Consider the following 11,955-nt stretch of genomic DNA (forward strand, 5'->3'; position numbering starts at 1 on the left):
TACCGGTCGCCGGAAACGACTCTGCCCTCTCCTATTCTCTTCTCTCCCCGGAATTACCGGACTCATAAGAGGCGGCGCAGCAACCATTCACGACATGGGAACAACCGGACACACTGCCTGCATCAGCAAGGCAATTCGCAGATCGGCATAAGAGGGTTTTTGGAAAAGCGATGATGGACTACTCTGAAGAAGAGGGGGACCATTGAAAGACCTCAGTGTAGTCGGAAAGAGGGTTAGGCGAGTTGATGGCCTGTCCAAGGTGACGGGGAAGGCGACCTACGTAGATGACCTTGTCACGCCCGGCTGTCTCATCGCCAAGGTGGTCGGAAGTCCCTATGCACATGCCAGGATACTCGGCTTTGATGTGTCGGCTGCGAAGAAGGTTCCTGGAGTCCTCTCTGTTCTTACCGCCAGGGACATTCCCGGTGAGAATCAGATTGGTGTCATTGTCTCCGACCAGCCGCTAATCGCAGAAGAGAAAGTCCGGTATGCCGGTGAGTGCGTGGCTCTGATAGCCGCAGAGAGCGAGGGGGCTCTTCTTGAGGCCGAGAAGAAGGTGAAAATCAAGTTTGAAAAGCTGAAAGGAGTCTTCAGCGCAGAGGAAGGCTTGAAGCCGAAGGCGCCCAAAGTGCACGCTTCCGGGAATCTCTTCACTCATCTCAAGGTGAGAAAAGGAAATCCGGACGATGCATTCGGCGAATGCAAATTCGTTATTGAAAGGACATACAGAACACCTCACCAGGAGCACATGTACCTCGAACCGTTGGGAGCTCTTGCAGTACCCGAGAAGGACGGATCCATCCTCGTGATCGCATCGATGCAATGTCCGTACTACGTGCAGAAAGCGGTTTCAACCGTGCTCGGTATCCCGATGAACCGCGTAAGGGCTGTCCAGGCGGTTACCGGAGGAGCGTTCGGCGGAAAAGAGGATGTCCCGTCGGAGGTGTGCGGACACGCTGCGCTCCTGGCGTGGATGACCAAAAGGCCTGTCAAACTCATCTACCGCAGGGAAGAGGATGTCCTGAGATCGAGCAAGAGGCATCCCGCTGAGATACGGTACAAGATGGGGCTGACCGGGGATGGAAAAATTCGGGCTGCGGACATAACCGTTACTGCCGACATCGGGGCCTACGCGACCCTGAGTCCCGCCGTCCTATTCAGAACTACCGTTCATGTCCCGGGCCCGTACAAGATTCCGAATGTGAAGGTTGACACTTTTGGCGTGCTTACAAATAACCCGCAGTGCGGGGCGTTCCGGGGATTCGGCGGACCGCAAGCAACATTCGCACATGAGTCTATGATGGATGAGGCAGCATTTGCCCTCGGCATGGACCCGATTGAACTGAGAATGAAAAACGCGTTGGGCGATTCCTCAGAAACTCCGACGGGCCAAATTCTCAATGGCAGCGTCGGCCTCCTTGAGACTATGGAAAAGGCCCGTGATGCTTCCATGTGGAAGAAGAAAAGGAAGACCTCGGGAGGCGGCGTCAGATTCGTGAAGGGGATCGGGGTCGCTTGTTTCCACTATGGCGTGAGTCTGGGTGCCAAGGGAAAGTATCTGGACGCCTCATCTGCATACGTTCAGGTGAACCCAGACGGATCTGTCGGAGCTGCGATAGGCGGAACTGAGTTGGGTCAGGGTGCATTCACGGTAGTTTCCCAGATAGTCGCAGAGGAGCTCGGAGTCGATGTTGAAAACGTCAGGGTGCTTCTGGTTGATACATCAATAGTGCCGGATAGCGGACCCACGGTAGCTTCACGGACCACGGTCTTCAGCGGAAATGCAGCTCTGCGGGCAGCGTCGGAAGTCAGGGGCAGGATGATTGCAGTTGCGGGGGAGATGTTAGGGGGGCAGGGGCCGGTATCTGTGAGGTCCGGATTCTTCACAAGGGGCGGCAAATCAATTCCTTTCAGGGAAGTCTCCGGAGAGTGCTACAGAAGACGAATCGGACTCAGCGCGGCCGGACATTATGCGTCGAGACCGACATCTTTCAGCGAAGAGGACGGCTCCGGCGATGCCTACTACGTTTACTCGTGGGGAACACAGGTGGCAGAGGTGATTGTTGATACGAAGACAGGAAAGGTTGAGGTGACCAAAGTGACCGCCGCCCAGGACGTCGGCAAAGCCATAAACCCAGGCAGCGTTGAAGGACAGATTGAGGGCGGTGTGGTTCAGGGGATAGGGTATGCCCTCTATGAGAACTTCATCCTGGATGAAGGCCGGCCAATCACTCAGAATCTTTCAACCTACATAATTCCGACTGCCCTTGATGCCCCGGAGATTGCTTCAATAATAGTGGAAGCGCCATCGGAAGACGGACCATTTGGTGCAAAAGGAGTCGGAGAGCCTCCCATAATTCCGACTGCTCCGGCAGTGGCAAATGCAGTCTTTAATGCTACCGGCGTGAGGATAAGAGAAATCCCCATGACAGGAGAGGTTGTCCTCGGAGAGCTCAGGAAAATAAAGAAGTGAATATGAACAGACGCCCGACACCGCCGTGCGGAGAGTCCGGAACAGGTAGAAAGGGCCTGCCTTGGCAGAGTGCATAGGGAAATCAATCAGAAGGGTTGACGCAGAAGAGAAGGTCACCGGAAAGGCGAAGTATGCAGGTGACCTTTTTTTCGAGGGAATGCTCTATGCCAAAGCATTGCGGAGCTCCTTCCCTCACGCAAGAATTTTGAAGATTGAAAAAGCAGAAGCAGGGGCGGTTCCGGGCGTGAAGGCTGTTCTCACGAGCAGCGACATTCCGGGCCGGAAGCTGTACGGATTTCCGAAGCGGGATCATCCTGTTATCGCATCGGAGAAGGTCAGGTATCTCGGCGAAGCAATAGCGATAATCGGAGCGGCGTCGAGGGCCGCCTGTGAAGAAGCGGTCCGGAAGGTGAAGGTCAGTTATGAAGAACTTCCCGCCGTATTCACCATGGCGGAAGCGCTCAAGGAAGATGCTCCGAAAGTCCATGAAGACGGGAACATAATCCAGAAACAGAAGGTGATAAGAGGCGATGTAGAGAAGGGATTCTCTGAATCCGACATCGTTGTCGAAAAGAGATTCTCAACGCCTTTTGTCGAGCATGCCTACATCGAACCTGAAAGCGTTGTCTGCGTTCCCCAGGTAGACGGCTCGCTCACCATCTATGGCTCCATGCAGAGTCCGTTCAATGTGAGGAGAACCGTGTGCGAGACTCTCGGAGTCAGTGAGGAAAAAGTGAGGGTCGTGCAGGCAGTTACCGGGGGCTGCTTCGGAGGTAAGGACGACATTATCTATGAGATGGCTGCGCAGGCCGCTCTTGTCTCCCGGAAGACAGGCCTTCCATGTAAGTTTGTACTTTCGAGAGAAGAATCCTTCGTCGCCAGCTACAAGAGACACCCGATGGAGATGAGATACAAGGTTGGGGCAAAAAGGGATGGGACTGTCATCGCGTTGGAAGCGGAGATTCTCGGAGATGGCGGCGCCTACGCAGCGATGAGTCCTTTCATAATCTGGCGTGCCTGCGTTCACGCGTCAGGCCCATACGACATATCCAATGTCAGGATTTCGGGGACAGTGGTCTATACCAACAATACATACACTGGCCCGATGAGGGGATTTGGCTCGCCGCAGGTCACATTTGCCGCTGAATCGATGATGGACATAGTCAGCGGCGAGCTCGGCATCGACCCGATGGACCTGAGAATGAAGAACGCCCTTGACTGTGGGAGGACTACTTCAACGGGACAGCTTCTTACTGAAAGTGTCGGACTCAGAGAAACCATATTCAGAGTGCGCGAGAAATCGGGATGGGATGAGAAGAGGCGGACCGGGAAAATAGACGGCGAAAAGGCATACGGCATAGGGATGGCGTGTGGTTATCACGGGGTCAGCCTTGGCGCAGAAGGGAAAGACTTCTCGAGCGCCCTGTGCAAGATGGATGAAGACGGAAACATTCTTATTGCATCGGGAATAACGGACTACGGAACCGGCTCAAAAACCGTGTTTGCCCAGATCGCATCAGAGGTTCTGGGGATACCTGTCGAAAAGATAAAAGTCCTTGCCTCGGACACGGCACTTGTCCGCGATGCCGGTCCTACTGTTGCATCGAGGGGCACTACGCTTGGCGGAAACGCAATGATAGGCGCTGCCCTGGGCTTGAAAGAGAGAATTTTCTCAGTTGCGGCGGATTTGCTCAGAGTGGGCCCGGAGAGACTCGCCATCAAGAACGACAGGATCGTTGAGAAGGACAAAGAGAATTTTCCCGGTGCGGAGCCTTCCGGCAGCTTGCCGGAGAAAATGGAGCCGCGGAGCGCCGGAGCTTCTGCTCGTGGGATCTCGCTTGGGGAAGTTGCCAGGGAGTGCCTGAGGAAAGGGATCAGCCTTGATGTGCACCACTACTACGAAGGCCCACCCGTATCCTGGAGCGATGAGGAAGGTAAAGGAGATGCATATTTTTCATACAGCTTCGGGACCCAGGTTGCTGAGGTTGAGGTTGACCTCGGCACGGGGGAAGTCAAAGTACTGAACATCTTCGCTGCTCACGACGTTGGAAAGGCGATAAATCCTCAGGGTGTTGAAGGCCAAATCAGAGGCGGTGCCGTAATGGGGATGGGGTACGCATTGTACGAAGAGGTGAAAATCGAGAACGGAATCACAAGAACGAGAAATTTTGACGAGTATGTAATTCCGACATCGCTCGACAGCCCTGATGTTTTTCCGATAATCGTTGAGGCCTTTGAGCCGCAGGGCCCCTTTGGTGCAAAAGCGGTCGGCGAGCCGCCGATTCTGCCGACGGCACCTGCCATAGCGAATGCAGTCTGTGCTGCAACGGGCAGGAGAATCCATGATCTCCCTATGAGTCTTGAGAGAGTTCTTCTTGGCAAGGCTCTCAGGAAGCCGTTAGCGAGTTTCATTGTGAATGGAGCCGGGGGATATTGAAAGTGATGTACGGAAGTTTCTATCGGGCTGCTTCGCTGAAAGAGGCAGTCTTTCTTCTCGCGGAGAAGACCGTCTCGACAAAGATTCTGTCCGGCGGGACAGACCTAATGGTGAGAATGAAGAAAGGAGAAATCTGTCCGGACAGGCTTCTCAGCATTACCCGCATTCCCGAACTCGCGGCTGTTCGCAGGGAGAACGGGAAAATCGTGTTTGGTTCTGCCCTCACTTTTTCCGCTATTCAGAGTTCCATTCTTATGAATGAGGAAGCTCCTTTCATGATTGAAGCTGCCTCTCAAGTCGGCTCGCCGCAAATCAGGGCAGTGGGAACCATAGGCGGCAACGTTGTCAATGCGGCGCCACACGCAGATACTGTTCCTGTCCTTGTTGCGCTTGACGGAAAGGCAAAAGTAGTAAGCACGCGCGGAGAAAAGCTGATCCCGGTCTCAGAACTGGTTCTTGGACCTCACCGGACGGCGCTCCTGGCTGATGAGATTCTCACCGAGTTCTCGTTTGAGGTTCTGCAGCCCGGAACGGGCACGGCGTTTCTGAAGCTTGGGAGAAGGTCTGTCATGGTAAGAGCCAGGATATCTGCTGCGTGCGCAGTCTGCCTCGACGACAAGGACATTGTCACTGACGTGAGAATTGCCGCAGGTGCGGTCACGCCTAAATGCGAGAGATTCCGCCCGGCAGAGGAAATCCTACTCGGCAGGAGGATGACTGAGAAGGGGATTAAGGAAGCATCGGGCGAAGTATCCAGGGAGATGGTAAATCGTGGCGGAGTAAGATGGTCAACAGAATACAAGGCCCCGGTTGTTAGCGTTCTCGTTGAGAGGGCGCTCAGGATTGCTTCTTCGAGGGCACATAAGGAATTCATGAGATGAGGGGAGTTCTCTCTTGACTGGCAAGTCCTGCATTATCGTGGTGAATGGAGACCGGTTCAGCGTACCGGGCGGGATGTCACTCCTTGAGACTCTGCGAGAAGTGCTCAAGCTGACAGGAACAAAGGAGGGCTGCGGCATAGGAGAATGCGGCGCATGCACAGTGCTGGTAGATGGCGAAGCAGTAGACTCGTGCCTCATGCCTGTTGAGGAAGTTGAAGGAAAAGAAATCCTTACAGTTGAAGGGTTGTCTGAAAATGGAGAGCTGACATTTCTTCAGGAATCTCTCATCTCCGAAGGTGCAGTTCAGTGTGGATACTGCACTCCGGGGATTCTTATTTCGGCAAAAGCCCTTCTCTTGAAGAATCCAAGACCTTCCAGGCAGGAGATAAGAGTTGCGATCTCCGGAAATCTGTGCCGGTGCACCGGCTACCAGCAGATTGTTGAAGGAATCTACAAAGCCTCCAGAATGTAGCGGTTGTGCTCACAGGGCGGGAAGGACCCCCTCACCAGCCTCTCCCCCGGGGGGAGAGGGCCAAGGCAGCGGAGGCCATCAGTAGAGTTCGTGTCTGTACGGCGATTGTTTGGATCTCATAGCGGAGATTCCATTGAGGAGGGGAAAGGGGTGAAACTTGAAAACGTTTGAGCTCTCATTCTCCGTGAATGAAAAGGTCCGGAAGCTCAGTGTTCCCTACGGAAAGACTCTTCTCGAAATTCTCAGATATGACCTTGGGCTCACCGGAACAAAAGAAGGGTGCGGGAAGGGTGACTGCGGCGCCTGCACTGTGATGATTGATGACGAGCCTGTGAACTCATGTCTTGTTCTTGCCCCGCAAGTAGAGGGGAGGACCGTGATCACAGTCGAGGGACTTGGAGACGAAAAGGCACTGCATCCCATTCAAGAGGCTTTTCTACGGGAGGGAGCGGTTCAGTGCGGGTTCTGCACTCCGGGGATTCTCATGGCGGCAAAGGCTCTTCTGGACAAGAAGCCCAGGCCGCGTGAATTGGACGTGCGGAAGGCGATCTCCGGAAATCTCTGCAGATGCACGGGCTATGCAAAAATCGTGAAAGCGATTCTGTCAGCATCGGGCACAGATTGACATGCAATTCTCATCAGCGATTCTGCTTGCAGCCGGGAAGTCCGAAAGATTCGGCGGGCTCAAGCAGGGCATGGTCATTTCAGGAATGCCGCTGGTCAGAAAGTGTGCCGCAGCACTCATTGACGGTGGTGTCGATGAGCTCATCGTTGTTGTCGGCCACATGGCGGAAGAGGTGACTGCACTTCTCGGTCAAGGCCGATGGAAGATTGTGATTAACAAAGAATACGAAGAAGGTATGGGGAGCTCAATAAGAACGGGTGCGCGGTATGTCTCGGAATCATCACTTGCGATTCTTGTCGCGCTTTCTGACCTGCCCTATCTCACCGGCGAGACCGTCAGGAATATTGTTGTTGGTTTCGGGAAATGTGGAAAAGGAATCCTCGCTCCGGCTCATTTGGGAAGAAGAGGCCATCCTGTTTGCTTCAGCCGGAAATATCTCGGCGAGCTGAGGCGCCTGGGTGGTGACTCCGGTGCAAGGGAGCTTCTGGACGAGCACCCGGAAGACCTTTTCCTTCTCGAAGTCGGTACGGATTCGATCTATTCCGACATTGACACGGAGGCTCCGGACAAATGATGGATGCTATCTTTCGGAACGTTCTGGCTCTTCAGGAAAATGGTGAGGACTGTGCTGTGGCCACGTTGATTTCCGTGAAAGGCTCTACTCCAAGAGGGACTGGTGCAAGAATGATTGTGAAGCAGTCCGGGGAGGTCATAGGGTCAATCGGGGGAGGGCGGCTCGAAAACCTTGTAATCCGGGAGGCAAAAAGAGCAATTGAGGAAAGGTCTCCACGAAAGGTCGTCTTCAAGCTCACCGAGAAAGAGTCGCATGGAATAGGCTCGATCTGCGGCGGGACGGCCGAAGTTTACATCGAGCCTGTGATCAGTGAGCCGACACTCCTCGTAGTCGGCGCCGGCCACATCGGGCTTGCTCTTTCAAGATTGGCAAAAATTGCCGGCTTAAGAGTGGTTGTCACCGATGACAGACGGGCTTTTGCATCGAGAAAGAGATTTCCTGACGCAGATGAAGTCATCGTTGTGAAGCCGGAGAAACTTCTCGAGAAAATCAAGATCGGCAGGAACACATTCATCGCCCTTGTTCCGAGGGGGCACGAGCTTGACCTTGCGTACCTGGTAAGGCTTCTTCGGGAGGATGCGGCATATATCGGCATGATCGGAAGCAGAAGAAAGACAGCCATTATCAAGAAGAAGCTGAAGGAAAAAGGTTTCAGCAAGAAAAGAATCGACAGAATCTTCACGCCCATTGGACTCGCCATAGGCGCGGAGACTCCTGAGGAGATCGCCGTCAGCATACTTGCGGAAATCGTTGCGGTGAGGCGCGGACTGGACAGTCCGCTTGGTTCGCTGAGCAGGAGAGCTTGAGAAATGAAGTTCCCTGTGGTTGTCATCAAGGGGGCAGGAGACCTTGCCTCCGGAGTCGCGCACCGGCTTTTCATGGCCGGATTTCCGGTCTGCATGACTGAGCTTGAAAACCCTCTGGCAGTGCGGAGGCTTGTATCATTTGCCGAGGCCGTCCACAGAGGAACGATGGAAATTGAGGGCGTCAGAGCATTCTCTGCTGCGACCTTGAGTGAGGCAAAGCGAATCCTGAAGGAGAGGAGCTGCATACCCGTTCTTGTCGATCCGCGGGGTGTCACTGCCGGCAAGCTCAAGCCGCGCATTGTGATCGACGGACGGATGGCGAAGACAAATCTTGGAACGACGATCGATGAGGCACAACTGGTGATCGGACTTGGTCCCGGATTCGCTGCCGGGACGGACGTTGACTTTGTGATTGAGACCAAAAGAGGCCATAACCTGGGCAAGGTCATTCATGAAGGAGAAGCTCAGGCGGACGACGGAATTCCGGAGCCAATCCTGGGTCACGGTGAAGAAAGGGTCCTGAGGGCGCCGTGTGACGGAGTGCTCACGAGCTTCGCAGATATTGGACGAAAGGTAAGAAAGGGAGAGGAGATATGCGCCGTCGACGGAAGATACATCTCCGCAACGATTAACGGAGTATTGAGAGGAATGCTGACATCGGGAAGCCAGGTTAAGAAGGGAATGAAACTCGGCGACATCGACCCGCGCGGCGAGAAATCTCTATGCTTCACCATTTCGGACAAGGCAAGGGCAATCGGAGGCGGAGTTCTGGAGGCGATTCTGATTCATCTCGGAAGAACGAGGGCCAGCTTCGGGGTCCGGAGAAAGAGTCATACCGTGGAAGAAGAGCCGGATTCGAACAAGTTGGCATCAGCCGGAGAAGAGAGATGATTGAAATCCTTGAGTATCATGCACCCGCGGGCATTCAAGAGGCGCTCAAGATTCTTTCGAAAACGCGGGGGATAACGATCATTGCAGGCGGCACCGATGAGATTGGACGTTTGAAAGAGGAGAGAAAACCGCTCTCCGTTCTTGATATTTCCGGAATAAAGTCGTTGAGAGGAGTGAAGATAACGAAGACCCAGATAATCCTCGGTGCTCTCACGACTCACAAAACTATCGAAGAGAGCCGGCAGCTGGCGAAGCTCTGCCCATCACTGGTAGAAGCAGCGTCTATGATTGGCTCTCCTCAGATAAGGTCAAGGGGGACGGTGGGAGGGAACATAGCGAACGCATCACCCGCAGGCGATCTCATACCCCCACTGATTACTTTCGACGCGAAGGTCGTCCTTGCATCAAGAAGCGGAAGGAGGGAAGTGCCACTGGAAAAGCTCCTCAAGGGTCCCGGCAAGACGGCAATCTCTTCGAAGGAGATACTTTCTTCGGTCGTTATTGATAGGCGTGGACTTCCCCCGCTTCAGAGTTTCAGGAAAGCGGGACAGAGAAACTCCCTGGCGATATCACTCGTAAACGTCGCGGTCGGAGCGCACGTTGAGGGGGGGAAGATAGTGAAGGTAAGGATAGCGCTTGGCTCCGTTGCGCCGACTGCAATAAGGGCTGTGGCGGCAGAAAAGGTTCTGCTGGGCCGGATTCCGACCAGAGAGCTTGTCGCCAAAACCTCGAAAGTTGCCGCCGGGGAATCGAAGCCGATAGATGATGTTCGGGGCCACGCCTGGTACAGAAAAGAGCTTATACAGGTTCTGGTGGAAGACGCATTTGAGCGGATACTGGACTTGTCCTAGACGGTCAAAACCTCAAAACTCCTGGTTCCACTGAAGTTCATCGCATACTGCCTTTCTGCAATGTATCCGAGATCAGAAAGGAGCCGGAGAGTATCTTCGATTTCCTCAACAGTCCAGTTGACCTCCTGAGCCAGGGTTGACAGCGCTAGAACTCTCATTTTCTTTCTTGCGATGAGCCTTGCGAGGCCGATCGAGCGTGAGTACAAGCTGTAGTTTGCGCCTGGCTCCGGAAGCTCAGGCACGATAAGTAGGGCAAGAGATGAAGCGAAATTCCCAAGTCTCTCATTCGGACATTCAACGAATAAGTCGAACCTGTGCTCAGGCTCCTTGTGACCGCATGTGATACCGCTGCACCTCCTCACGCCGCTCAAAGATGAGATCGTGTCTATGAGAACATGCTCGAACACATGGGCCACATCAGCGGCGGCTCCTCTGTCAGGGGCACCGCATTGGGATTGGCCCTCGAGGGAAAGGAGCGTCTCAATAAGGGTTGAACTGCCGCAGCACTTGTGATTGGGGAGAGCAGGGAAGAGAACAGCCAATCTTCCGATGACCTGGGGAAGGCGCTTTCTGAATTCCAAAGAAAGCTCTTGTCCGATTTCAATGGTCAGCTTGAGCCTCCACAGCTCCTCACTGAAACCAGGATTAAGCGGAGTAGCTTCTTCGTGTGGTCCGTAGTCTCTTGCGATGAGTCTCATGCTGGTGCCGTTAGTGTCGTGTCCCGGAAATTCCTTGTATATGTCTTTGCCCAGGGACACGACACTTTCATAGGGGTTTGTTACCCCTCTGACGCTTCTGGATGCTCCTCTTTGTCGCATCCCTACGCTGTCACCCTGAGGGGGTCGGCCACGACCCCCTCATACCCCCTGGCAGTGTGCCTTATGAAACGCCCCGCATTTCGTAAAGTCATCTCTGGGAGGGCACACTGGCTCTGCGCTGGCTGCAAAGAAGAAGGGGAAGAATATTCTTCCCCTTCTTCTCGAGTGACCGGCCTACCAACTCCAGTCGTCGAACTTGGACTCGTCCTTGTCAAGAGTGCCATGAAGAACAACTCTGTATTCGCCGGTCTCCGGATTGACCAACTCCACTTTTGCCCTTGCGTTGGTCGAACAGACCAGCATCTCGGAGAGCTTGTTTCTGAGCGATGCAGGGGCGGTCGGCGACTTCTCAAGATAATCAAAATCCTGAATCTTGAATCTTGGCATGATAAAAATCCTCCTTCAGAGTTTAGGGCGTATCCCACCTGCTCTCGTCTTTGTCGAGTGTTCCCTGGAGAACAATCCTGTACTCCCCGGTCGTCCTGTTGACGGCCTCCACCTTGCAGTTGGCATTGTGAGAATTAAGTAGCATCTGGCTCACTTTGTTTCTCAGATTTCCCGGAGAAGTCGGCCATCTTTCGAGGCACTCGAAATCCTGGAGATTGAACTTCGGCATTGCTCATCACCTCCTCCCTATTAGGGTCTGGAATTCTCTTCCTCGTGAAGCTCAGTCCTTTTCAGACTCGTACGGCTTTTCGCATGCGATGACGAACCTGTACGGAGCCGTTATTGCAGGCAGATCCCTGGTGCAGAACATGCACTTTTCTCTTTCTGGTTCCACCCTGTTTTGTTGCCTGGACATCTGTTTCACCCACTCCTTTACAAGCTCAAGTCTCAGAACTTGGTCGATCTCCCCGGTCTCATTCCATGAACTCATGGCTTTCTTCATGAGGAGCGGATTTGTCGTCAGAACCTCTCTGAAACCGAGAAGCGCTTGTTCCTTTGAAAGCGGTTTTTCGCGGATAATAGGGGTTTCGTTTATGACTGGAAGAAGACCTGAATCTTCTAGAAGACGTTCGAGCAGCAGCCGTTGATCTGACAAGACACCCTCCGATTTATTCCCGCGCTTCGCCTGTTCTCTGGAAGGGCAGGATGGGAAGCATGCTGTTTATCTAATCGTCAGGCTG

Annotated in this window: 13 protein-coding genes; 9 read left to right on the forward strand and 4 right to left on the reverse strand. The window is 53.8% G+C overall.

Annotated features, from left to right (window positions below):
- The first annotated feature begins 202 nt into the window (after window positions 1-202).
- The 9 genes from QME66_00475 to QME66_00515 all read left to right on the forward strand — a co-directional run bounded on the left by QME66_00475 (window position 203) and on the right by QME66_00515 (window position 10,010).
- Complete coding sequence (locus QME66_00475) at window positions 203-2,473, forward strand: xanthine dehydrogenase family protein molybdopterin-binding subunit (protein MDI6807444.1); 2,271 nt, start codon at window positions 203-205, stop codon at window positions 2,471-2,473.
- Window positions 2,474-2,534: 61 nt separating this feature from the next.
- Entirely contained in the window at window positions 2,535-4,910 is a 2,376-nt protein-coding gene (locus QME66_00480; GenBank protein ID MDI6807445.1) for a xanthine dehydrogenase family protein molybdopterin-binding subunit, read from the forward strand.
- Between the two features lie 5 nt (window positions 4,911-4,915).
- Window positions 4,916-5,791 carry a xanthine dehydrogenase family protein subunit M gene (locus QME66_00485; protein ID MDI6807446.1) on the forward strand — a complete coding sequence of 292 codons (876 nt, stop codon included), beginning with the start codon at window positions 4,916-4,918 and terminating at the stop codon, window positions 5,789-5,791.
- Window positions 5,792-5,804: 13 nt separating this feature from the next.
- Window positions 5,805-6,263, forward strand: a complete 459-nt coding sequence (locus tag QME66_00490) for a (2Fe-2S)-binding protein (GenBank protein ID MDI6807447.1) — start codon at window positions 5,805-5,807, stop codon at window positions 6,261-6,263.
- Between the two features lie 157 nt (window positions 6,264-6,420).
- Window positions 6,421-6,888: a (2Fe-2S)-binding protein gene (locus QME66_00495; GenBank protein ID MDI6807448.1), complete on the forward strand. Its 468-nt coding sequence runs from the start codon at window positions 6,421-6,423 to the stop codon at window positions 6,886-6,888.
- 1 nt (window position 6,889) lies between these two features.
- A complete protein-coding gene (locus QME66_00500) occupies window positions 6,890-7,462 on the forward strand; it encodes a nucleotidyltransferase family protein (protein ID MDI6807449.1) in 573 nt (190 codons plus the stop codon).
- The gene (locus tag QME66_00505) at window positions 7,459-8,268 is read left to right on the forward strand and encodes an XdhC/CoxI family protein (protein ID MDI6807450.1); all 810 of its coding nucleotides are present in this window, start codon (window positions 7,459-7,461) and stop codon (window positions 8,266-8,268) included. Before QME66_00500 ends, QME66_00505 begins: the two co-directional genes overlap by 4 nt.
- Before the next feature lie 3 nt (window positions 8,269-8,271).
- On the forward strand, window positions 8,272-9,159 hold the full coding sequence (yqeB, locus tag QME66_00510) for a selenium-dependent molybdenum cofactor biosynthesis protein YqeB (protein ID MDI6807451.1): 888 nt from the start codon (window positions 8,272-8,274) through the stop codon (window positions 9,157-9,159).
- Window positions 9,156-10,010, forward strand: coding sequence for a xanthine dehydrogenase family protein subunit M (locus tag QME66_00515; GenBank protein ID MDI6807452.1), 855 nt, complete (start codon window positions 9,156-9,158; stop codon window positions 10,008-10,010). Before yqeB ends, QME66_00515 begins: the two co-directional genes overlap by 4 nt.
- Here the strand turns inward: QME66_00515 and QME66_00520 are convergent.
- The 4 genes from QME66_00520 to QME66_00535 form a co-directional block, all read right to left on the reverse strand.
- Window positions 10,007-10,828, reverse strand: coding sequence for a hypothetical protein (locus QME66_00520; protein ID MDI6807453.1), 822 nt, complete (start codon window positions 10,826-10,828; stop codon window positions 10,007-10,009). The genes QME66_00515 and QME66_00520 overlap by 4 nt on opposite strands.
- Before the next feature lie 174 nt (window positions 10,829-11,002).
- Window positions 11,003-11,215, reverse strand: coding sequence for a hypothetical protein (locus tag QME66_00525; protein MDI6807454.1), 213 nt, complete (start codon window positions 11,213-11,215; stop codon window positions 11,003-11,005).
- Window positions 11,216-11,237: 22 nt separating this feature from the next.
- Window positions 11,238-11,444, reverse strand: coding sequence for a hypothetical protein (locus QME66_00530; protein ID MDI6807455.1), 207 nt, complete (start codon window positions 11,442-11,444; stop codon window positions 11,238-11,240).
- A 51-nt stretch (window positions 11,445-11,495) separates the two neighbouring features.
- Window positions 11,496-11,870, reverse strand: a complete 375-nt coding sequence (locus tag QME66_00535; protein MDI6807456.1) for a hypothetical protein — start codon at window positions 11,868-11,870, stop codon at window positions 11,496-11,498.
- Window positions 11,871-11,955 lie beyond the last annotated feature (85 nt).

The organism is Candidatus Eisenbacteria bacterium, assembly GCA_030017955.1.
GTDB lineage: Bacteria > Eisenbacteria > RBG-16-71-46 > JASEGR01 > JASEGR01 > JASEGR01.